A 20,206-nucleotide genomic window follows, 5' to 3' on the forward strand; every position below is an offset into this window, starting at 1 on the left:
TTTCCTGCCGGGAACGTCAGGACAGCGGGAACAGGGCCTTCATGCAGCAACAGAAATTCGACCTGGGTGCGGCCCGGGTCTGCGTCATCATGAACCGCGGATCTGGCAAGAAGAAGCACCGGGACATCGTGGCGCAACTGGACGAGCGGCTGAAGCCCGTCTGCGGCAGCTATGAGCTTCGCCAGAGCCGCAAGGGCAGCGACCTGCCCGCACTGGCGCGGCAGGTGGCGGGCGAAGGGTTCGACCTGGTCATCGCGGCCGGCGGCGACGGGACACAGTCGGCGGTCGCCGGGGCGCTGACAGAGACCGGCATCGCCATGGGAGTGCTGCCGGGCGGGACCTTCAACTATCTCGCCCGGGACCTTGGCGTCGGTGAGACGATCGAGGATGCGCTTGACACGCTGCTGGACGCGCGTGTCGACGATGTCGACGTCGGAGAGGTCAACGACCTGATCTTCCTGAACAACGTCAGCCTCGGCGCTTACCCGCAGATCCTGAAGACGCGCGAAGGGATCTACAAGCGGTGGGGGCGGTCGCGCGTGGCCGCCTATTGGTCGGTCATGGTGGCGCTGCGCCGCCTGCGCCGCCCGATGCAGCTGGTGGCGCGTGTGGACGGGGATGCGCGGCGCTTCGAGAGCGCGTTGGTCTTCGTCGCCCGCAGCGCCTACCAGATCGAGAGTTTTGGCCTTGAAGGGGCGGATGCGATCCGGCAAGGCAAGTTTGCCGTGCTGATCGCCAAGGCGCGACAGCCGCTGCCGCTGATGCGGTCCGCGCTGCGGCTGGCCTTCGGACACAGCGCCAAGGACAGCGATTTTGACCTTATCCTGTCGGATCACCTGCAGATCGAGACGCCCAAGCGCCGGCAGCTGGTCGCCCATGACGGTGAGAAGACCGTGCTTTACAGTCCGTTCCGCCTGCAGGTGCGCCATGGTGGGCTGCGGGTGCTGGTGCCGGCCGACGGGGTCAGCAAGACCGAACGTCTCGGGTCGTGACGCATGGCGCGGATCCTGCATCTCTCTGACCTGCATTTCGGCTTTCACCGCAGGGGGCTGGTCGCCCCGCTGCTGGCGAGGATCGGGGACGCGCGGCCGGATCTTGTGGTGGTCACGGGCGACATGACCCATCGTGCGCTGCCGGGGCAGATGGCCGAGGCCCGCGCCTTCCTGGACCGTATCGAGGCGCCGCTGCTGCTGGTCCCGGGCAACCACGACATTCCGACCTTCAACCCGGTGGCGCGGCTTTTCTGGCCGTTCGCGGGATATCGGAAGCGCTTTGGCCGGAGGCTGGCGCCGGCGGGGCAGGCGGGGGACGTCCGGGTCCTGGGGATCAACAGCGCCGACCCCTATCGCTGGCAGCGCGGCAAGTTCCGCAAGGGCGAGATCAGGCGGCTGGTCAAGGGCCTTGACCGCGACGGGTTCAACATCATTGCGCTGCACCACCCGCTGGAGCAGCTGCCGCAGATGGACAAGCAGCCGGCCCGACGCGCCGACGAGGCGATGGCGCGGCTGCAGGCGGCCGGCGTGCGGATCGCGCTGTCGGGGCATCTGCACCGCTATAACGTCGATGCGCTGATCGAGACGGGCAAGTGGCCGGGCGTGCTGCAGCTGCAGGCGGGAACGGCGCTGTGCGCGCGGATCACCGACGGGCAGAACGAATACGCGGTCCTGGAAATCGACGGAGACGACCTGCGGCTTGAACGGCACGTCGCGCCGATGACGCTCGAGGGCTTTCTGGACCCCGAGATCGCATATTACCGGCGCATCTCGGGCAGGTGGGGGCGCGTTTAGCCGTTGAATTTGCCGTCGATCGGCGGTAAGGGAACACCAGTCAATCGGGCGACATGGTCAGAACAGACCGCTTACAAACGGGTCGGGCGCATTGCCACGACCCTTTGTCGTTGCCGGAAAGGCGTCATAAAGACCGGCGGAGCCAACCGTCAGGCCGGAAAACAGACACAAAGGAAACTGAACACGCATGTGCGCTAAAGCGACCATGGAGGAATTCGAGGCCCTCCTGAACGAAAGCCTCGAGATCGACACGCCGGACGAAGGTTCGGTGGTCAAGGGCCGGGTCATCGCCATCGAGGCGGGCCAGGCCATCATCGATGTCGGCTACAAGATGGAAGGCCGCGTCGATCTGAAGGAATTCGCGAACCCCGGCGAAGAGTCGAACCTGTCGGTCGGCGACGAAGTCGAGGTCTATCTTGACCGCGTGGAGAACGCCCGCGGTGAAGCCAGCATCAGCCGCGAAAAAGCCCGCCGCGAGGAAGCCTGGGATCGCCTGGAGAAGGCCTATGGCGCCGAGGAGCGCGTCGAGGGCGCCATCTTCGGTCGCGTCAAGGGCGGCTTCACGGTCGACCTGGGCGGCGCCGTCGCGTTCCTGCCGGGTTCGCAGGTCGACGTGCGCCCCGTGCGCGATGCCGGTCCGCTGATGGGTCTGAAGCAGCCGTTCCAGATCCTGAAGATGGACCGCCGCCGCGGCAACATCGTCGTGTCGCGCCGCGCCATCCTGGAGGAAAGCCGCGCCGAACAGCGCGCCGAGGTCATCGCCAACCTGACCGAAGGTCAGACGGTCGACGGCGTGGTCAAGAACATCACCGAATACGGTGCGTTCGTCGATCTGGGCGGTGTTGACGGCCTGCTGCACGTCACCGACATGGCCTGGCGCCGCGTCAACCACCCGTCCGAGATCCTGGCGATCGGCGAGACCGTCAAGGTCCAGGTCATCAAGATCAACAAGGACAGCCACCGCATCAGCCTGGGCATGAAGCAGCTGCAGGCCGATCCGTGGGATACGGTCGCCGACAAGTTCCCGATCGGCAGCGTTCACCAGGGCCGCGTGACCAACATCACCGACTATGGCGCGTTCGTCGAGCTGGAAGCCGGTGTCGAGGGTCTGGTCCATGTCAGCGAGATGAGCTGGACCAAGAAGAACGTCCATCCGGGCAAGATCGTGTCGACCTCTCAGGAAGTCGACGTGATGGTGCTGGAGATCGACGAAGCCAAGCGCCGCGTGTCGCTGGGTCTGAAGCAGACCATGCGCAACCCGTGGGAAGTCTTTGCCGAGACCCATCCGACCGGCACCGTCATTGAGGGCGAAGTCAAGAACATCACCGAATTCGGTCTGTTCGTGGGCCTGGAAGGCGACATCGACGGCATGGTCCACCTGTCCGACATCAGCTGGGACACGCGTGGCGAAGATGCGATCCAGGACTTCCGCAAAGGCGACGTCGTCAAGGCCGTCGTTCAGGACGTGGATGTCGAGAAGGAACGCATCAGCCTGTCGATCAAGTCGCTTGAGAACGAGCACATGGCGGAAGCCGTGGATGGCGTGAAGCGCGGCTCGATCGTCACCGCCGAGATCACCGCGATCGAGGATGGCGGCATCGAGGTCGAGTACAACGGCGTCAAGTCCTTCATCCGCCGCAGCGATCTGGCCCGCGACCGTCAGGACCAGCGCCCCGAGCGCTTCCAGGTCGGCGACAAGGTCGATGCGCGCGTGACCAACGTCGACACCAAGACCCGTCGTCTGGGCCTGTCGATCAAGGCGCGCGAGATCGCGGAAGAAAAGGAAGCGATCGACCAGTATGGCAGCTCGGATTCGGGTGCGTCGCTTGGCGACATCCTGGGCGCCGCGCTGAGCCGCAACAACTGATCCGGTCCAAGACCGATCCATGCCCGTCCCGGTTCGTCCGGGGCGGGCTTTTTCTTGCCAACGGCGGCGGCGCGGTCCCGCAAGGCGCTTGCGCGACCTTGGCAAAGCTGGCAACGCTATGAAACCAGTGACTTCTGTCGGGCGTTGACTTGCCTGAGAGGCGGCTTGGCCGGGTTTGTTTGCTCCGGGGTGGTCGACGCGATGGCAGCTACGGTCCGTCCATTTGGGGGAAAGCATGATTCGATCGGAATTGATCCAGAAGATTTCAGACGAAAACCCCCACCTGTTCCGACGGGATGTCGAGAGGATCGTGAACACCGTCTTCGAGGAGGTCATCGACGCTATGGCGCGTGGGGACCGGGTCGAGTTGCGTGGATTCGGCGCGTTCTCGGTGAAGAAGCGCGATTCTCGGACTGGGCGGAATCCTCGCACCGGCGAGGCGGTCGATGTCGAGGAAAAGCACGTTCCGTTCTTCAAGACCGGCAAGCTGTTGCGCGACAGGTTGAACGGCGAGGCGTGAGCGTCGTAAAAGGCTAACGACGGGGCGGACCCTGCTTCGGGGCCCGCAACTAATCGAGGAAACTGTTCATGCGCTTCATCCGGTTGATCTTCGTCGCGCTTCTTGCGCTGATCCTGGTGGGGATCGCCCTGGCGAACCGCGAGATGGTCGTGCTGTCGCTGTTCCCGGCGAATTTCGGGCAGTTCCTAGGCGGGACCTGGTCACTGAGCGTGCCGCTGTTCGTAGTAATCTTTGGCGCCTTCGCCATCGGAATGCTGGCAGGGCTGCTTTGGGAATGGATGCGCGAGGCGAATTATCGCCGCGAGGCGAAGCTGCGCCACGCAGAGGTGTCGCGGCTTGAGAGCGAAGTCGACCACCTGCGCGACCGTCATGCCGCACCCCGGGACGAGGTTCTGGCGATCCTGGATGAGCCGGCGACCCGTCGTCCGGTGGCCGGCACCGGCACGCTGCTGCCGGCGGCTCACTGAGCCGTGGCTGACGTCAAGATCTGCGGCCTGAGGGAGGCGGCGCATGTCGCTGCCGCCGTCGAGGCCGGGGCGCGATATGTCGGCTTTGTTTTCTTCGAGAAGTCTCCTCGGTCGGTGACACCCGAGGAAGCCGCGAACCTGTTGGCCGCCATTCCGGCGGGCGTGGCGAGCGTCGGCCTGTTCGTCGATCCCGACGACACGTTGTTACGCCGTGTGCTGGCGGTCGTGCCTTTGGACGTCATTCAGCTGCACGGCAACGAGAGCCCCGAGCGCGTGGCCGCGGTCAAGGAACTGACCGGGCTGCCGGTCATGAAGGCGGTGGGGATCCGGGACGCCAACGACCTGGCGCAGTTGACGGAGTATGGGTTGGTTGCCGACATGCTGCTGATCGATGCAAAGCCCGCCGAAGGGGCGGCGCTGCCGGGGGGAAACGGGCTGGCTTTCGATTGGCAGCTTCTGGTCGGGCGGCGCTTCTTGCGGCCTTGGATGCTGGCGGGGGGGCTGACGCCAGAGAACGTGGCCGAGGCAGTGCGGCTGACGGGGGCGCAGGTGGTCGATGTCAGTTCGGGTGTCGAGTCGGCGCCCGGTTGCAAGGATGTTGCGCGGATCGGAGCGTTCCTGAAGGCCTTGCAGTAGGTCGCGGCAGGGGTGTTGCGCAGCGCTCTGCGCGGTGTTGCGTAGGCTAAGTTATTGCATGCGCAGAGATTTCTGAAATGCACGTGCGACCGGAGCGATAGTGATTGACTTGGCGAACGCCTTAAAGTAGAACGTATACATGCTGGGAGAAATGGGCAAGCGGCCGGGGGTAACCCTAGGTCGCTTTTTCGTTTCTTGGCTCGTGCGGACAGGTCACGAGGCGGGGCAGATTGCATGAACGATATGAACTGGGGCGGGGTCGGTGATCCCGAAGGACCTTTCATGGCCAAGAGCCAGCTTGCAGGGGTCGGTCTTCAGGCGCCGGATATCGCCGAGGGCGAGGACGAGATCGACGTCCTGCGCTGGCTGTTCTGGGACTATGTGAAGGACCTTCGGGGACACCAGGCCGAGCTTGAGGCGGTCAAGGCGGCGGAGATCGATCCCGCCAAGCTGAAGAAGGCCATGGAGACGGCGAAAACGGTCCGCGAGGCCGTGCAGCTGTTGATGGCGGAGAGGAGCAAGGTTGACAAACTTCGCAAGGACATTGCGGGCGGGGTCGGAGGGGGCAGCCTCGACCTCGATGCCGCACGAGACGAGGTCGGGCGCCGCCTGGCTTGCCTGCGCCGGGCCGGAGGAGGTTGAGGAGTTCCTGGGCGGACTGTCGGAAAATGCGCTGATGAGCCTGCCCTGGCTGTTCGAGTTCTGGGCGCTACCCCACCAGTTGCCCCCCGAGGGTGACTGGAAGTCCTGGGTGATTATGGGCGGGCGCGGCGCGGGCAAGACCCGCGCCGGGTCCGAATGGGTGCGGCGGATGGTCGAGGGACCGACCGCCGCCGCACCCGGGCAGTGTCATCGCGTGGCCCTGGTCGGGGAGACCTTCGACCAGGTGCGCGAGGTGATGGTGTTCGGGGAAAGCGGGATCCTGGCGTGTTCGCCCCCCGACCGGCGTCCGGTCTGGGAGGCGGGGCGGCGCCGGCTGGTCTGGGCCAATGGCGCCACGGCCACGGTCTATTCGGCGCATGAGCCGGAGGCGCTGCGCGGGCCGCAGTTCGACGCGGCCTGGGTGGACGAACTGGCGAAGTGGAAGAAGGCGGAGGATGTCTGGGACATGCTTCAGTTCGCGCTGCGGCTTGGCGAGCATCCTCAGCAGGTGGTGACGACGACGCCGCGGAACGTGGGTGTGCTGAAGCGCATCCTGGGCAATGCCAGCACGGTGGTCACCCATGCGCCGACGGATGCGAACCGGGCCTATCTGGCCGAGAGCTTTCTGGCGGAGGTCGAGAGCCGTTATGGCGGGACGCGGCTGGGGCGGCAGGAACTTGACGGGGTGCTTCTGGACGATGTCGAGGGTGCGCTGTGGACGACGGCTATGCTGGAGGCAGCGCGGGTGACGCAGGTGCCGAAGCTGGACAGGGTCGTGGTGGCGGTTGACCCCTCGGTCACGGGCGGCAAGGCCAGCGACGAATGCGGAATCGTGGTGGCGGGGGTCGTCACGCAGGGCGAGCCGAAGGATTGGCGGGCCTATGTGCTGGAGGATGCCAGCGTGCGGGGCGGCCCGACGGATTGGGCGCGGGCCGCGATTGCCGCCATGGACCGGCACAAGGCCGAGAAGCTTGTGGCCGAGGTGAACCAGGGCGGCGACCTGGTGGAGAGTGTCGTTCGGCAGATAGATCCGCTGGTGCCGTTCAAGGCTCTGCGGGCGTCGCGGGGCAAGGGGCTGCGGGCCGAGCCTGTGGCTGCGCTCTATGAGCAGGGGCGGGTGAAGCACCTGCGGGGCGCGCTGGGGGCGCTGGAGGACCAGCTGTGCCAGATGACGGTACGCGGGTTCGAGGGCCGGGGCAGCCCGGACCGGCTGGATGCGCTGGTCTGGGCTGTCCATGAGTTGATGATCGAGCCGGCGGCGGGCTGGCGGCGGCCGCAGATGCGGGTGCTGTAGGCGTTGAACAAGATGGACTGAATGAAGGGCCGTCCCACCGGGGCGGCCCTTTCGCATGACCGAGGCATGGAGGCGAGCATGGCGTTTCGATTGTTTGCGCGGGAGGACAAGGTCGCTCCTGCACCGGAGAGGAAGGCCAGCGCGACGGGCCGGGTGGTGGCATTGGCGGCCGGATCGGGACGGCCGGTCTGGTCGGCCCGCGATACGGGCAGCCTGACGCGGGGCGGGTTCATGGGAAATCCGGTCGGGTTTCGCAGCGTGAAGCTGATCGCCGAGGCGGCGGCCGCGGTGCCGCTGGTCTGTACGGACCGGGACCGGCGCTATGAGGTGCATCCGCTGCTGGATCTGCTGCGGCGGCCCAATCCGGGGCAGGGGCGGGCGGAGCTGTTCGAGGCGCTGTTCGGGCAGATCCTGCTGTCGGGCAACGGTTATCTTGAGGCGGTCGGGCTGGACCCATCGGGGTTGCCGGAGGAGCTGCATGTGCTGCGGTCTGATCGGATGAGCGTCGTGCCGGGGGCGGATGGCTGGCCAGTGGCGTTCGAATATGCCGTCGGCGGGCGCAAGCACCGGTTCGACATGACGGGAAGTCCCGATCCCATCTGCCACGTGAAGGCGTTCCACCCTCAGGACGACCATTATGGTCTGTCGCCGATGCAGGCGGCCGCGGTGGCGCTGGACGTGCACAACAGCGCCAGCGCCTGGTCGAAAGCGCTGCTGGACAATGCGGCGCGGCCGAGCGGTGCGATCATCTACAAGGGTGTCGACGGGCAGGGGGTGTTGAGCCCCGAGCAGTACGACCGCCTGGTGGGCGAAATCGAGATGAACCACCAGGGTGCGCGCAATGCCGGCCGGCCGATGCTGCTGGAGGGCGGGCTGGACTGGCGCCCGATGGGTTTCAGCCCGAGCGACATGGAGTTTCACGAGACGAAGCTGTCGGCGGCGCGCGAGATCGCGCTGGCATTCGGTGTGCCGCCCATGCTGCTGGGGATACCGGGGGATGCGACCTATGCGAACTATGCCGAGGCGCATCGGGCGTTCTATCGCCTGACGGTGCTGCCGCTGGTCAGCCGGGTTTCGGCCTCGGTCGCGTGGTGGCTGTCCGAGCACATGGGTGCCGAGGTCGAGCTGCGCCCCGACCCGGACCAGATTCCCGCCTTGGCCGAGGAGCGCAACCAGCAATGGGCGCGTGTCGCGGGGGCGAGCTTTCTAACGGATGTCGAGAAGCGTGCGTTGCTGGGGCTGCCGCCGCTGGACGGGGCATGAGCCGTGGAAGGGTCGCGTTTCGTCAAGGACGGGCTGTGGCACGACCAGCGCTTCGATGCTCAGGAACGGATCATGGCGCTGCAGTTCGGCCAGGTCGAGAAGCGCCTGGAGCGGATCGAGGCCATGGTCGAGGGATTGGAGCGGCGGCTGTGGATGACGGTCTATGGCGTGGTCGCCGTGATCCTGACCCAGGCCGTTCAGGGAATTCTGGAGTTTGCGCCGAAAGGAGGCTGAAGGATGGTTCCGGGGCTTGAGGTGAAATTTGCGGGCGGGGCGCCCGTCCTGTCCGAGGGGCAGGTGATCGAGGGCTATGCCAGTCTGTTCGGGCTGACCGACCAGGGCGGTGATGCGGTGATGCCGGGGGCGTTCGCCGCGTCCTTGGCGCGGCTGGCGGCCAAAGGGGACAAGGTGCGGATGCTGTGGCAGCACGATCCGACCCGCCCCATCGGCGTCTGGGACGAGATCCGCGAGGATGAGCAGGGCCTTTGGGTAAAGGGGCGGCTGCTGCCCGAGGTGGCGCAGGCGCGCGAGGCGGCGGCGCTGATCCAGGCCGGTGCGATCGACGGTCTGTCGATCGGCTATCGCACGATCCGCGCAGAGCGCGACCAGAAGGGGCGCCGTGCACTGGCCGAGGTGGAACTGTGGGAGGTGTCGCTGGTGACATTCCCGATGCTGCCGGAGGCCAAGGTCGGCTGCAAGGAGGCAGACGCTTTGAGAGAGGTCGCCGCGCTGTTCCAGCAGGCGGCCCAGGCACTGCGGGACGCATGAGTTTTTGGGCCGCGAGTGTCGCGGCCCGTCAGAGGTTCGGACCCGGATGCGGTCCGGCAACAGGGGCGCGGCCCCGATCATCGCGACGAGGAGAAGACCATGACCGAGGTGAAGGCCGCGGGCGGCGGGGACATGTCCGCCGACCTGAAGGGGGCCATGATGGGGTTCGTGACCGAACTCAAAAGCTTTCGTGAAGACATCCAGACCAAGCTCAATGCACAGGAAGAGCGCATGACCATGATCGACCGCAAGACCGCCATCCGGGGCCGCGCCCCACTGTCCGCCACGGCCGAGGTCGAGGTCCCGCATCAGAAGGCGTTCAGCGCCTATCTGCGCAGCGGCGACGATGACGGCCTGCGCGGCCTGGTCATCGAGGAGAAGGGCCTGACCGTCGCCAGCGACGGCGGTTTCCTGGCGGCGCCGAAGATGGCCGAGACGGTGCAGGCCGTGCTGCGGTCGGGATCATCGCTGCGGGCGCTGGCGAACGTCGTCGCCATCGAGAGCGCGGCCTATGAGGTGCTGGTCGACAAGGGCGACATGGGCGCCGGCTGGGCAACCGAGGCTGCGGCAGCGGAGACGGGCGCCGGCGGTATCGAGCGCATCACCATCCCCGTTCACGAGCTGTCGGCCATGCCGAAGGCCAGCCAGCGCCTGCTGGACGACGCTGCTTTCGACGTCGAGGGGTGGCTGGCCGAGCGGATCGCCGACAAGTTCGTACGCTCGGAAGCGGCGGCGTTCGTCAAGGGTGACGGCGTCGACAAGCCGCGCGGCATCCTCTCCTATCCCGCGGTTCCCTATGCCACCGCGACGGATGGTCAGATCGGCTTCGTGGCCACCGGTGCCATGGGCGCGTTTCACGAGGTGAACCCGGCGGACAGCCTGATCGACCTGATCTATGCGCTTGGCGCCGAGTACCGGTCGAACGCCTCGTTCGTGATGAACTCGAAGACGGCGGCGCGCGTGCGCAAGATGAAGGATGCCGATGGGCGGTTCCTGTGGTCGGACGCGCTGAGCGTCGGTCAGGTGCCGCAGCTGCTGGGCTATCCGGTGCTGATCAGCGAGGATATGCCGGACGTGGAGATCGACGCGCTGGCCGTGGCCTTCGGCGACTTCCGCACAGCCTATACCATCGTCGAGCGCCCCGACCTTCGCGTCCTGCGCGATCCGTTCAGCGCCAAGCCCCACGTCCTTTTCTATGCCACCAAGCGTGTCGGCGGGGGCGTCACCGACTTCCGCGCCATCAAGCTGCTGAAGTTCACCTGATTCCGCGCGGGATCACGTGAGGGGGAGGGGGCGCGTACGGGCGCCGGCCATTCCGGCTGAGCAACTGTCCGCGCGCGCTGATGGCCGGCGTGCGGACGTGCCCCCCTTGACCCCCTTGGCGAAAAGGTGGGCAGGGCCCTTGGGGCTCTGCCCCTGGTGGAACATGCGGACAGGCAGGACGGGAGGTTCGCGAGATGATGCTGATAGAGGAAACGGCGCCTGCGGCGGAGGCGCTGCCGGTTGCCGCCCTGCGCGGGCACCTGCGTCTGGCACAGGGCTTCGATGGTCCGGACGATGCCGCAGAGGCGACGGCGCTGGCGGGCTTTCTGCGCGCCGCCATCGCGACGATCGAGGGCCGGACCGGCAAGGTGCTGCTGAAGCGGCGCTTTCGGATGCAGCTTGACGACTGGCGGGACAGGCTGGGCCAGTCGCTGCCCTTGGCGCCCGTCCATTCCGTCGAGAGGATCGAGATCGACGACGGGGCGGGCACGGTGACGGTGCTGCCGGCGGAGAGCTGGCGCCTTGTCCGGGATGCGCAGCGGCCGATCATCCTGCCGGCCGGTGTCATCCTGCCGAACGTGCCGCGACTGGGCTTCGTCACCGTGACCTTCACGGCGGGCTTCGGCGACAGCTGGGCCGACGTTCCCGCAGACCTGGCACAGGCGGTGATCCTGCTTGCGGCGAGGTATTACGACGACCGGGGCGGCGACAGCGCGCGCCACGCGCTTCCCTTCGGCGTCAGCGCCTTGATCGAGAAGTGGCGCGCAGTCCGCACCCTGGCTGGCCGCGGCAGCCGGGAGTGGCGCTGATGGCACCCCCGATGAATACGCGCCTGGGGCTGGAGGCGCCGGAGCGTCGTCCGGACGGGATGGGCGGTTATCTGACCGAGTGGCGGCAGCTGGGCTGGCTTTGGGTGCGGATGGACGCCCGGTCCGGCCGGGTACAGGGCATGGGGACAGGGATGGTCAGCGTGGTGCACTGGCGCATCACGACGCGCGCGGCGCCTGTCGGCGATCCGCGCAGGCCCCGCCCCGGACAGCGGCTACGGCTTGGTGAGCGGCTTTTTACCATCGAGGCGGTGGCGGAAGGCGATGCCGACGGCCGCTTCGTCGACTGCTTTGCACGTGAGGAGGACCTGACATGAGCTTTGCAGCGAGCGTCGCCCTGCAGGCGGCCATCTATCAGCATCTTCGCGCCGATCCGTCGCTGACCGACCTGGTCGGCGATGCGATCTTCGACGCGATGCCGGTCGAGGCGCCGAGCGGTGTCTTCGTGTCGCTGGGAGCCGAGGAGGTGCGCAACGCCAGCGATGCGACGGCGCGCGGGTCGCGTCACGACTTCGTGGTGTCTGTCATGGCGGGCAGCGACGGAGGCGCAGGCTTTGGAGCAGTCAAGGCCGTTGCTGTCGCCGTAACGGACGCGCTGGAGCAAGGCAGCCTGGCGCTGTCACGGGGCCAACTGGCCGGAATTTGGTTCCTGCGCGCCACGGCGCGCCGGATGAAGAGCGGTTCGGCGCGTCAGGTCGACCTGACGTTCCGTGCGCGCATCGATCTGGGTTGAGGAGACGGAAGAATGGCAGTTCAGAACGGACGTGACTTGCTGATCAAGATGGACATGCTGGGCGACGGCACGTTCGAGACCGTGGCTGGTCTGCGCGCGACGCGCCTGTCCTTCAACGCCGAGACGGTGGACGTGACTAGCCTGGAAAGCGACGGGGGCTGGCGCGAACTGCTGGGAGGTGCGGGTGTGCGCAGCGCCCAGGTTTCGGGTTCGGGCGTCTTCCGCGATGCCTCGACCGATGGGCGGGCGCGGCAGGCGTTCTTCGACGGAGAAATCCCGCGCTTCCAGGTGATCATCCCGGACTTCGGCGCAGTCGAGGGGCCGTTCCAGATCACCGGTCTGGAATATGCCGGCAGCTTCGATGGCGAGGCGACCTATGAGATGTCGCTGGCGTCGGCGGGCGTGCTGACCTTCGTGGCGCTGTGATGGCGAACGCGATGCGGGGCGAGGTGGCCTTGGTGCTGGAGGGTCAGCCGCACGTTGCACGCCTTACGCTGGGGGCGCTGGCGGAGCTGGAGACGTACTTGGGGGCTGCGGGTCTTTCCGCACTGGTTGCACGGATCGACGAAGGGACCTTCGGCAGCCGCGACATCCTGTCGGTTCTTGTGGCCGGCCTCAGGGGCGGCGGGTGGCGCGGCTCTGCCCAGGACCTGATGACAGTCCAGATCGACGGCGGGCCGCTGGAGGCGGCACGGGTTGCCGCAAGGCTTCTGGCGCTGGCCTTTCGGACGCCCGCATGACGGTGGGCAGGGGCTTGGACTGGGCGGGGATGATGCGGGCAGGCCTTCGCGAGTTGCGGCTGCATCCGGACCAGTTCTGGGCGCTGACGCCGGCGGAGTTGGGCCTGATGCTGGGCTTGGGCTTGCTGGCGCCGCGGATGACACGGGACCGTCTGACGGATCTCGCCGCACGATATCCCGACACGCCCGGTCCGCCGGGCGGCGGAACGAAAACGCGCAGAGGGAATGACGACGATGGCGACGAGTGATGGCGCCGGGTCCATGTTGGACCGGCTGGAAGAGGACCTGGGACAGAGCGCCCGGATGACAAGCGAATTCCACGGCGAGCTCGGGCGGTTGCGCCAGTCGATGATGTTCACGACGCGGGAGGCGGGGACGCTATCCTCAGGCCTGGAGCGTGGGCTGGGCCGGGCATTCGACGGGCTGGTCCTGGATGGCGGCAAGCTGTCGGATGCGCTGAAGACCATCGGCCGGTCGCTGGCCGACACAGTCTATGGCATCGCGATGAAGCCGGTCGAGAGCACGCTGGCGGACTCGATCGCCAGTGGGATCGGCGGGTTTCTTGGCGGGGGCGTGACGCCCTTTGCAAAGGGGGGCGCCTTTTCGCAGGGTCGCACGGTAGCAGGCGATGTCGTCTCTGGCCCGACGGCATTTCCGATGCGCGGCGGCCAAGGGCTGATGGGCGAGGCGGGGCCGGAGGCCATCATGCCACTGCGTCGCGGGCCGGACGGCAAGCTGGGTGTTGCGGCGGCCGGCGGGGGCGGCTCGGTCAACGTCACTTTCAACATCCAGACGCCGGACGTCGCCGGTTTTCAGAGAAGCCAGTCGCAGATCGCGGCTCAGATGTCGCGCGTGCTGGCGCGCGGCGAACGTAACAGCTGAGAGGGCCGAACATGGCTTTTCACGAGGTGCGGTTCCCCGCAAACCTGTCGTTCGGCGCGATCGGTGGACCCGAGCGTCGGACCGAGATCGTGACCCTGGCGAGCGGCTTCGAGGAGCGCAACACGCCTTGGGCCCATGCCCGGCGCCGCTTTGATGCAGGTATGGGCCTGCGGTCGCTGGACGATTTGGCCGAGGTGGTGGCCTTCTTCGAGGCGCGTGCAGGTCAGCTGCACGGGTTTCGCTGGAAGGACTGGTCCGACTTCAAGAGCTGCCTGCCTTCGGCAATGCCGCGGTTCGACGACCAGGTCTTGGCAAGGGGAGACGGCCGCGAGCGCTCTTTTTCCCTGTCCAAGGCGTATCGGTCGGGCGAGGCGACCTATCGCCGGCCGATCACCAAGCCCGTTGCTGAGTCGGTCCGCGCCGGGATCGGCGGCGACGAGGTGTTCCTGGGCACGCATTACTCGGTTGACCACCGGACTGGGACGATCACGTTCAGCGAGGCGCCAGAGGTCGGTGCCGACATCACGGCCGGCTTCGAATTCGACCTGCCGGTGCGCTTCGACACCGACCGGATCGCGGTATCGGTGGCCTCGTTCCAAGCGGGGCAGGTGCCGGACATTCCGGTCGTGGAGGTCAGGATATGACGACAACGGTTGCACGCGCCTGGTCCATCCGCCGAGCCGACGGGGTGACCTTGGGTTTCACGGACCACGATGGTGTGCTTGAGTTCGAAGGTATCGCATTTCGCCCCGACTGCGGGCTTACCGCGCGGGCGCTGGTCCAGGCAACGGGGTTATCGGTCGACAACTCGGAAGCCACGGGCGCGCTGAGCGACGATGCTATCACCGAGCGCGACCTAATGGCCGGGCGCTGGGACGAGGCGGAGTTGCGGATGTGGGAGGTAGACTGGACCGACCCGGCGCGGCGGAAGCTGGTGTTCCGGGGCAACCTTGGCGAGGTGTCATGTTCCAACGGCGCCTTCCGCACCGAGTTACGCGGCCTGTCCGAGCGGCTGAACGCACCGCAGGGCCGTGTTTATCATCCGCGCTGCCATGCCCGGCTTGGCGACAACGCCTGCAAGGTCGACCTGTCCGATCCCGGCCTGTCGGTCAAATTGCGGGTCGAGGGTCTTGAGGACGGTCGGATCTTCAGCATCTCCGCCTTACCGTCATTCGCCGCGAATTGGTTCGAGAGCGGTCGACTGCAGGTTCTTTCTGGTGCCGCCGAGGGGCTTCAGGGCCTGATCAAGAACGACATGGCACAGCCGGGCGGTCATCGCGTGATCGAGCTGTGGTCGGCGCTGGGGATTGACCCCAAGGCAGGGGACCAGATCCTGCTGACGGCAGGGTGTGACAAGTCGGCCACCTCGTGCCGTCTGAAGTTCGCGAACTTCATCAACTTTCGCGGCTTCCCCCATCTGCCGACCGAAGATTGGCTGCTGGCGCCGAAGGCGGGCCGTCATGGATGAACCCGTGTCAAACGCGGTCGTCGACGCGGCGCGGGGCTGGTTGGGGACGCCCTATGTTCACCAAAGTAGCGTCAAGGGCTGCGGCGCCGATTGTCTGGGCCTGATCCGGGGGGTCTGGCGGGAGACATATGGCGCCGAGCCGGAAGTGCCGCCAGCCTATACTGCCGATTGGGCGGATTGCGGCGGCAGCGAAGTTCTGCTTGGCGCCGCCATGCGCCACCTGGTTCCCCTTCAGCCAGACGCAGCTCTTGCGCCCGGCCAGGTGCTGTTGTTCCGCATGCGGCAGGGCGCCATCGCCAAGCATCTTGGGATACTGTCGCAGGACAGGGCCGAGCCAAGATTTCTGCATGCATACACCTATCACGGTGTCATCGAAAGCCCGCTGACCACCCCGTGGCGATCCCGGATCGTGGCGCGCTTCAGCTTTCCCTGACCATATTTCGAGGAGGCTCTGATGGCCACGATTGTCCTTTCTGCCGTGGGTGCTTCGCTCGGGTCCGGATTTGGCGGCGCGATGCTGGGCATGTCCGGCGCCGTGCTCGGGCGGGCCGCCGGTGCAGTGGTCGGTCGCGCAATCGACCAACGCCTGCTGGGCGGCGGCACGAGGGCTGTCGAAACCGGGCGGATCGACCGTCTGCGCATTCAGGCTGCAGGCGAGGGTGCGGCAGTGCTTCGGATCTGGGGGCAGATGCGCGTGCCGGGGCACGTGATCTGGGCGTCTCCCCTAGAGGAGACAAGGCGCACCGAGAGTGCCGGCGGCGGCAAGGGTGCGCCTAAGTCGCAGGTGGCGCAGATCAGCTATCGCCTCTCGGTCGCCATTGCGCTTTGCGAGGGGCGCATCCTGGGGGTGGGCCGGGTCTGGGCGGACGGCGAGGAAATCGCGGCCGAAGACCTTGGCATGCGCGTCTATCAGGGCGACGAGACGCAGATGCCTGACCCGATCGTCTCTGCCCATGAGGGAGATGAAGCGCCCGCCTACCGTGGCATCGCCTATGTCGTGCTGGAGAACCTGAGCCTCGAGCGTTGGGGAAACCGCATGCCGCAGCTGAGCTTCGAGGTGACGTGCCCGGCCCGCGATGGTAGCGGTCTGCCGCGGGATGTCCGCGCGGTTGCGCTGATCCCCGGCACTGGCGAATATTCACTTGCGACGACGCCGGTCAATCATGACGACGACCTGGGGCAGGGGCGCAGTTTCAACCGGAACACGCTGATGGGCGGCACGGACCTTTCAGTATCATTGGACATCCTGGGCCGCGAGTTGCCGAATGTCGGCTCGGTTAGCCTAGTCGTGTCGTGGTTCGGTAGCGACCTGCGGATCGGTGAATGCCGGGTCAAGCCAAAGGTCGAGTTCGGTGAGGTCGACGGTGCCGAGATGCCATGGCGGGCAGGCGGCATCGAGCGGGAACAGGCTGACGAGGTGGCGCGCAAGGACGGCAGACCGATCTATGGCGGCACGCCCTCGGACCAGTCCGTGATCGAGGGGCTGCGGTCGCTGGCAGCGTCTGGCCGCAGAGCGATTTTCTATCCGTTCATCCTGATGGAGCAGATCGCAGGGAACGGGCTGCCCGATCCCTATGGCGGTGCGGAACAGCCGGTCATGCCGTGGCGTGGCCGGATCACGACCGGCATGGCGCCGGGTCGTCCAGGCTCTGCCGACGGGACCGCCGATGCGGTTCTTGAGGTCGAGCGGTTCTTCGGGCGGGCCACGCCCGACGACTTCGTGCGGGACCGTGATCGCGTGCGTTATGCAGGTCCCGAGGAGTGGTCCTATCGCCGATTCATTCTGCACTACGCTCATCTTTGCGCCGCAGCCGGAGACGTGGACGCGTTTCTGATCGGTTCCGAGATGGTGTCGATGACGCAGATCCGGGGGCCGGGGAACAGCTACCCCGCCGTCGCCGCGTTGCGGCAGCTGGCTGCGGATGTGCGGAAGATTTTGGGGCCGCGGGTCAAGATCGGCTATGCCGCAGACTGGTCCGAATATTTCGGCCATCACCCTGGCGACGGCGAGCTGTTCTTCCATCTCGACCCGCTTTGGGCTGATCCGCACATCGACTTCATCGGCATCGACAACTACATGCCGCTGTCGGACTGGAGGGACGGCGACGATCACCTTGATGCGCATTGGGGGCGGATCGACAACATCGCCTACCTTCGGAACAACGTCGCGGGTGGCGAAGGCTTTGACTGGTACTATGCCAATGACGCCGATCGAAACGCGCAGGCCAGAACGCCGATCACCGATGGTGCGTATGACGAGGCGTGGGTCTGGCGGTACAAGGACCTGAAGGGGTGGTGGCAAAACCTGCACTATGACCGTCCCGAAGGTGTCCGGCAGCGCGAGGCGACGGCCTGGATTCCGGGCATGAAGCCCATCTGGTTCACCGAGCTTGGCTGTGCCGCGCTGGACAAGGCCACCAACCAGCCCAACAAGTTCCTCGACGCAATGAGCTCGGAAAGCATGTTGCCGCACTACTCGAATGGCACGCGGAACGATGCGATCCAGGCCGCCTATGTCGAAGCGTCGATGGCGCATTGGCGAGATCCCGACAACAACCCGGTGAATGCCGAGGGGATGCGGATGCTTGATGTCGGTCGCGCGCATGTCTGGTGCTGGGATGCGCGGCCGTATCTCGCGTTCCCAAGTCGCGACGACCTCTGGTCCGATGGGCCTGCATGGGAGCGGGGGCATTGGTTGAACGGTCGTGCCGGTGCCGTGACGCTGCGGGCGGTCGTGAAGGACATCTGCCGCGCCGCCGGCGTGACGGCTGTCGACGTGTCCGGCATCTCGGGGGTGGTTCGGGGATACCTGTTGCAAGGCAGCGAGTCTGCCCGGGCGGCGTTGCAGCCGCTGATGCTGGCGCATGGGTTCGATGCCGTCGAGCGCGACGGCATGCTGAAGTTCATCGCGCGTGACGGGCTGACCCGAACGCGGATCGGCACCGAGGATCTTGCGATCGCGGGTGAGGTCAGCGGTTTCGAGACCGTGCGACAGGTCGAGGCTGCGAATGTGGGACGACTGCGCCTTAGCCACGTCGCGGCGGGCGGTGACTACGGCGTGGCTACGGCAGAGGCCCGGCTGGCCGACGATGCGCGGCTTGCGGTCTCGGAGAGCGAATTCGCGATGGTTCTGACGCGGCCTGAGGGGCGTGCCATCGCGGACAGGTGGATCGCCGAGGCAGAGGTGGCGCGTGACACGGTGCGGTTCGCCCTGCCGCCGTCGCGGTCGGACCTGGGGCCGGGTGATGTCATCGTCACCGAGCCGCCGGGCCAGGAACGGCGGAGGTGGCGGATCGACCGGGTCGAACGGGCGGGTGCCATCACTGTGGACGCGGTGCGCGTCGATCCCGGGCTCTATACGCCGCGGCTTAGCCACCACGACCAGGGCAGCATCCGTCGCTATGAACCGCCGATGCCGGTTTTTTCGGTGTTTCTGGACCTGCCCCTGCTGCACGGGGGCGAGGTGCCCCATGCGCCCTACCTGGCGGTGTCGGCGCATCCGTGGCCGGGAACGGTCGCAGCCTATGTCTCGGCAGAGCCCGAGGGGGGATTCGATCTGAACGTGATGGCCGAACGGCGGTCCGTGATCGGCCGCACCGTCACTCCGCTGCCTCGGGCGCGTCCGGGCACGCTGGATCGGGGTGCGCCGCTGCGCTTGCGCCTAATCGGCGATCAGTTGCGATCGGTGACCGAGCGTGCGCTGCAGTCCGGGGCCAATGCGCTGGCGATCGGTGACGGCACGATCGACAACTGGGAGGTCATCCAGTTCGGTCGAGCAGAGCTTGTCGCCCCCGATCAGTGGGAAATCAGCCAGAGGCTGCGGGGTCAGGCCGGCACTGATGCGCTGATGCCCGATGTCTGGCCGGCGGGTAGCCTTGTCGTTCTGCTGGATGGCGCGCCGCGGCAGGTGGACCTGCCGCCCTCGGCGCGTGGTCAGGAGCGGTTCTGGCGCGTCGGACCTGCGCTGCGTGCGCCAGACGATGGCAGCTATCGCAGCCGCACGACGGTGGTGCGGGGGATCGGGCTGCGGCCCTATTCACCCTGCCACCTGCGCATGCAGGGCAGGGGCATCACCTGGGTCCGCCGCACCCGCATCGACGGCGATGGCTGGGACGGTCCCGACGTCCCGCTTGGCGAGGAGGGCGAGCGCTACCTGCTGCGCCTGACGCAGGGCGATCGCGTTCTGGCCGAGTTGCAGTGCAGCACCGCGGCCTGGACCGTTCCGGAGGCGCTTTGGACCGAGTTGCGGCCCGGCGCCGTCACCGTCGAGGTGGCACAACTGTCGCAGACCTTCGGGCGCGGCCCCTTTTCAAGGAGAACATTCGATGTCCAGTGAAACCACGCGCCTGCAGATGCCACTTTTGCAGCCGGCTCAGGCGCAGAAGCACACCACCGTCAACGAGGCGCTGATGCGGCTGGACGGCATGGTGAATCTGGTTCTGGAAAGTATCTCGACCGCAGCGCCGCCGTCGACGGTTCTGGACGGTCAGTGCTGGGGCATTCCTGCCGCCGCTCAGGGACTTTGGGCCGGGCAAGCGGGCCGCATTGCCCTGGGCAGCAACGGAGGCTGGATCTTCCTGCCGCCGGCCCGGGGCATGCGCGCCTTCGTCGCGGACCGGGGGCTTGAAGCCATTCACGACGGCACCTCGTGGTCGGTAGGCGCGATCAGCATGGGCGCATCCGGGTCCGGCTTGGTTACCGGCCTTATGGAGGGCGAGGTCGTTCTCGCCTCGGGTTCCAGTGCCGTCACCGACGTCGTCATTCCCGGCGGAGCGATGGTCATCGGCGCCACGGCGCGCGTCATCGATGGTCTAACCGGCACGTTGACTGGCTGGCGACTGGGCACGGCCGGTGCGGCAAATCGCTTCGGACAAGGCCTTGGAAAGCAGCGAGACTCTTGGGCGCGAGGCATGCTGGGCACGCCGATGACCTACTATCAGCCCGACCCTTTGATCGTGACGGCTGAGGGGGGCACTTTCACGGGCGGACGCATCCGCCTTGCCGTTCATTGGCTGGAGCTTCGGCTGCCGGCGTGACCTTCTGGTGCCT

The 20,206-nt window shown here is 66.7% G+C and carries 24 protein-coding genes; all 24 read left to right on the forward strand.

Features of this window, described 5'->3' with window-relative positions:
* The first annotated feature begins 41 nt into the window (after positions 1–41).
* A complete protein-coding gene (locus tag OC159_RS09065; RefSeq protein WP_265500824.1) occupies positions 42–992 on the forward strand; it encodes a diacylglycerol/lipid kinase family protein in 951 nt (316 codons plus the stop codon).
* Positions 993–995: 3 nt separating this feature from the next.
* The gene (locus OC159_RS09070) at positions 996–1,787 is read left to right on the forward strand and encodes a metallophosphoesterase family protein (protein WP_265500825.1); all 792 of its coding nucleotides are present in this window, start codon (positions 996–998) and stop codon (positions 1,785–1,787) included.
* Between the two features lie 187 nt (positions 1,788–1,974).
* The gene (rpsA, locus tag OC159_RS09075) at positions 1,975–3,654 is read left to right on the forward strand and encodes a 30S ribosomal protein S1 (protein ID WP_265500826.1); all 1,680 of its coding nucleotides are present in this window, start codon (positions 1,975–1,977) and stop codon (positions 3,652–3,654) included.
* A gap of 235 nt (positions 3,655–3,889) precedes the next feature.
* Positions 3,890–4,174, forward strand: coding sequence for an integration host factor subunit beta (gene ihfB, locus OC159_RS09080; protein WP_265500827.1), 285 nt, complete (start codon positions 3,890–3,892; stop codon positions 4,172–4,174).
* A gap of 68 nt (positions 4,175–4,242) precedes the next feature.
* Positions 4,243–4,641, forward strand: a complete 399-nt coding sequence (locus OC159_RS09085; protein ID WP_265500828.1) for a LapA family protein — start codon at positions 4,243–4,245, stop codon at positions 4,639–4,641.
* A 3-nt stretch (positions 4,642–4,644) separates the two neighbouring features.
* Complete coding sequence (locus OC159_RS09090; protein ID WP_265500829.1) at positions 4,645–5,277, forward strand: phosphoribosylanthranilate isomerase; 633 nt, start codon at positions 4,645–4,647, stop codon at positions 5,275–5,277.
* Between the two features lie 282 nt (positions 5,278–5,559).
* The gene (locus OC159_RS09095; protein WP_265500830.1) at positions 5,560–5,919 is read left to right on the forward strand and encodes a permease; all 360 of its coding nucleotides are present in this window, start codon (positions 5,560–5,562) and stop codon (positions 5,917–5,919) included.
* Positions 5,858–7,213, forward strand: coding sequence for a DNA-packaging protein (locus OC159_RS09100; RefSeq protein ID WP_265500831.1), 1,356 nt, complete (start codon positions 5,858–5,860; stop codon positions 7,211–7,213). The genes OC159_RS09095 and OC159_RS09100 overlap by 62 nt, the downstream gene beginning before the upstream one ends.
* A gap of 78 nt (positions 7,214–7,291) precedes the next feature.
* Complete coding sequence (locus tag OC159_RS09105; protein ID WP_265500832.1) at positions 7,292–8,476, forward strand: phage portal protein; 1,185 nt, start codon at positions 7,292–7,294, stop codon at positions 8,474–8,476.
* 3 nt (positions 8,477–8,479) lie between these two features.
* Positions 8,480–8,710 (forward strand): GTA head formation protein, RCAP_rcc01685 family, encoded by a 231-nt coding sequence (locus OC159_RS09110; RefSeq protein ID WP_265500833.1) that lies wholly within the window; start codon positions 8,480–8,482, stop codon positions 8,708–8,710.
* Between the two features lie 3 nt (positions 8,711–8,713).
* Entirely contained in the window at positions 8,714–9,244 is a 531-nt protein-coding gene (locus OC159_RS09115) for an HK97 family phage prohead protease (protein ID WP_265500834.1), read from the forward strand.
* 99 nt (positions 9,245–9,343) lie between these two features.
* Positions 9,344–10,507, forward strand: coding sequence for a phage major capsid protein (locus tag OC159_RS09120; RefSeq protein ID WP_265500835.1), 1,164 nt, complete (start codon positions 9,344–9,346; stop codon positions 10,505–10,507).
* 194 nt (positions 10,508–10,701) lie between these two features.
* Positions 10,702–11,316, forward strand: a complete 615-nt coding sequence (locus OC159_RS09125) for a head-tail connector protein (protein WP_265500836.1) — start codon at positions 10,702–10,704, stop codon at positions 11,314–11,316.
* Positions 11,317–11,327: 11 nt separating this feature from the next.
* A complete protein-coding gene (locus OC159_RS09130) occupies positions 11,328–11,651 on the forward strand; it encodes a head-tail adaptor protein (protein ID WP_265500837.1) in 324 nt (107 codons plus the stop codon).
* The gene (locus tag OC159_RS09135; protein WP_265500838.1) at positions 11,648–12,067 is read left to right on the forward strand and encodes a DUF3168 domain-containing protein; all 420 of its coding nucleotides are present in this window, start codon (positions 11,648–11,650) and stop codon (positions 12,065–12,067) included. The genes OC159_RS09130 and OC159_RS09135 overlap by 4 nt, the downstream gene beginning before the upstream one ends.
* Before the next feature lie 12 nt (positions 12,068–12,079).
* Positions 12,080–12,493 carry a phage major tail protein, TP901-1 family gene (locus OC159_RS09140; protein WP_265500839.1) on the forward strand — a complete coding sequence of 138 codons (414 nt, stop codon included), beginning with the start codon at positions 12,080–12,082 and terminating at the stop codon, positions 12,491–12,493.
* Complete coding sequence (locus OC159_RS09145; protein WP_265500840.1) at positions 12,493–12,807, forward strand: gene transfer agent family protein; 315 nt, start codon at positions 12,493–12,495, stop codon at positions 12,805–12,807. Before OC159_RS09140 ends, OC159_RS09145 begins: the two co-directional genes overlap by 1 nt.
* Complete coding sequence (locus tag OC159_RS09150) at positions 12,804–13,055, forward strand: rcc01693 family protein (protein ID WP_265500841.1); 252 nt, start codon at positions 12,804–12,806, stop codon at positions 13,053–13,055. Before OC159_RS09145 ends, OC159_RS09150 begins: the two co-directional genes overlap by 4 nt.
* Positions 13,042–13,689 (forward strand): phage tail tape measure protein, encoded by a 648-nt coding sequence (locus OC159_RS09155; protein ID WP_265500842.1) that lies wholly within the window; start codon positions 13,042–13,044, stop codon positions 13,687–13,689. Before OC159_RS09150 ends, OC159_RS09155 begins: the two co-directional genes overlap by 14 nt.
* Positions 13,690–13,700: 11 nt before the next feature.
* On the forward strand, positions 13,701–14,333 hold the full coding sequence (locus OC159_RS09160) for a DUF2460 domain-containing protein (RefSeq protein ID WP_265500843.1): 633 nt from the start codon (positions 13,701–13,703) through the stop codon (positions 14,331–14,333).
* Entirely contained in the window at positions 14,330–15,157 is an 828-nt protein-coding gene (locus OC159_RS09165) for a DUF2163 domain-containing protein (protein ID WP_265500844.1), read from the forward strand. The genes OC159_RS09160 and OC159_RS09165 overlap by 4 nt, the downstream gene beginning before the upstream one ends.
* Complete coding sequence (locus tag OC159_RS09170) at positions 15,150–15,590, forward strand: NlpC/P60 family protein (RefSeq protein ID WP_265500845.1); 441 nt, start codon at positions 15,150–15,152, stop codon at positions 15,588–15,590. The genes OC159_RS09165 and OC159_RS09170 overlap by 8 nt, the downstream gene beginning before the upstream one ends.
* A 21-nt stretch (positions 15,591–15,611) precedes the next feature.
* A complete protein-coding gene (locus OC159_RS09175; RefSeq protein WP_265500846.1) occupies positions 15,612–19,493 on the forward strand; it encodes a baseplate multidomain protein megatron in 3,882 nt (1,293 codons plus the stop codon).
* Positions 19,483–20,193: a DUF2793 domain-containing protein gene (locus OC159_RS09180; protein ID WP_265500847.1), complete on the forward strand. Its 711-nt coding sequence runs from the start codon at positions 19,483–19,485 to the stop codon at positions 20,191–20,193. Before OC159_RS09175 ends, OC159_RS09180 begins: the two co-directional genes overlap by 11 nt.
* Positions 20,194–20,206 lie beyond the last annotated feature (13 nt).

The sequence above is a fragment of the Paracoccus beibuensis genome (assembly GCF_026162625.1).
Taxonomy (GTDB): domain Bacteria; phylum Pseudomonadota; class Alphaproteobacteria; order Rhodobacterales; family Rhodobacteraceae; genus Paracoccus; species Paracoccus beibuensis.

What these genes read in the sequence shown, in the direction of transcription:
- OC159_RS09065 (WP_265500824.1), top strand. Translation starts at nt 42, where the DNA reads ATGCAGCAACAGAAATTCGACCTGGGTGCGGCCCGGGTCTGCGTCATC.
- OC159_RS09070 (WP_265500825.1), top strand. Translation starts at nt 996, where the DNA reads ATGGCGCGGATCCTGCATCTCTCTGACCTGCATTTCGGCTTTCACCGC.
- rpsA (WP_265500826.1), top strand. Translation starts at nt 1,975, where the DNA reads ATGTGCGCTAAAGCGACCATGGAGGAATTCGAGGCCCTCCTGAACGAA.
- ihfB (WP_265500827.1), top strand. Translation starts at nt 3,890, where the DNA reads ATGATTCGATCGGAATTGATCCAGAAGATTTCAGACGAAAACCCCCAC.
- OC159_RS09085 (WP_265500828.1), top strand. Translation starts at nt 4,243, where the DNA reads ATGCGCTTCATCCGGTTGATCTTCGTCGCGCTTCTTGCGCTGATCCTG.
- OC159_RS09095 (WP_265500830.1), top strand. Translation starts at nt 5,560, where the DNA reads ATGGCCAAGAGCCAGCTTGCAGGGGTCGGTCTTCAGGCGCCGGATATC.
- OC159_RS09100 (WP_265500831.1), top strand. Translation starts at nt 5,858, where the DNA reads ATGCCGCACGAGACGAGGTCGGGCGCCGCCTGGCTTGCCTGCGCCGGG.
- OC159_RS09105 (WP_265500832.1), top strand. Translation starts at nt 7,292, where the DNA reads ATGGCGTTTCGATTGTTTGCGCGGGAGGACAAGGTCGCTCCTGCACCG.
- OC159_RS09115 (WP_265500834.1), top strand. Translation starts at nt 8,714, where the DNA reads ATGGTTCCGGGGCTTGAGGTGAAATTTGCGGGCGGGGCGCCCGTCCTG.
- OC159_RS09120 (WP_265500835.1), top strand. Translation starts at nt 9,344, where the DNA reads ATGACCGAGGTGAAGGCCGCGGGCGGCGGGGACATGTCCGCCGACCTG.
- OC159_RS09125 (WP_265500836.1), top strand. Translation starts at nt 10,702, where the DNA reads ATGATGCTGATAGAGGAAACGGCGCCTGCGGCGGAGGCGCTGCCGGTT.
- OC159_RS09130 (WP_265500837.1), top strand. Translation starts at nt 11,328, where the DNA reads ATGAATACGCGCCTGGGGCTGGAGGCGCCGGAGCGTCGTCCGGACGGG.
- OC159_RS09135 (WP_265500838.1), top strand. Translation starts at nt 11,648, where the DNA reads ATGAGCTTTGCAGCGAGCGTCGCCCTGCAGGCGGCCATCTATCAGCAT.
- OC159_RS09140 (WP_265500839.1), top strand. Translation starts at nt 12,080, where the DNA reads ATGGCAGTTCAGAACGGACGTGACTTGCTGATCAAGATGGACATGCTG.
- OC159_RS09145 (WP_265500840.1), top strand. Translation starts at nt 12,493, where the DNA reads ATGGCGAACGCGATGCGGGGCGAGGTGGCCTTGGTGCTGGAGGGTCAG.
- OC159_RS09150 (WP_265500841.1), top strand. Translation starts at nt 12,804, where the DNA reads ATGACGGTGGGCAGGGGCTTGGACTGGGCGGGGATGATGCGGGCAGGC.
- OC159_RS09155 (WP_265500842.1), top strand. Translation starts at nt 13,042, where the DNA reads ATGGCGACGAGTGATGGCGCCGGGTCCATGTTGGACCGGCTGGAAGAG.
- OC159_RS09160 (WP_265500843.1), top strand. Translation starts at nt 13,701, where the DNA reads ATGGCTTTTCACGAGGTGCGGTTCCCCGCAAACCTGTCGTTCGGCGCG.
- OC159_RS09165 (WP_265500844.1), top strand. Translation starts at nt 14,330, where the DNA reads ATGACGACAACGGTTGCACGCGCCTGGTCCATCCGCCGAGCCGACGGG.
- OC159_RS09170 (WP_265500845.1), top strand. Translation starts at nt 15,150, where the DNA reads ATGGATGAACCCGTGTCAAACGCGGTCGTCGACGCGGCGCGGGGCTGG.
- OC159_RS09175 (WP_265500846.1), top strand. Translation starts at nt 15,612, where the DNA reads ATGGCCACGATTGTCCTTTCTGCCGTGGGTGCTTCGCTCGGGTCCGGA.
- OC159_RS09180 (WP_265500847.1), top strand. Translation starts at nt 19,483, where the DNA reads ATGTCCAGTGAAACCACGCGCCTGCAGATGCCACTTTTGCAGCCGGCT.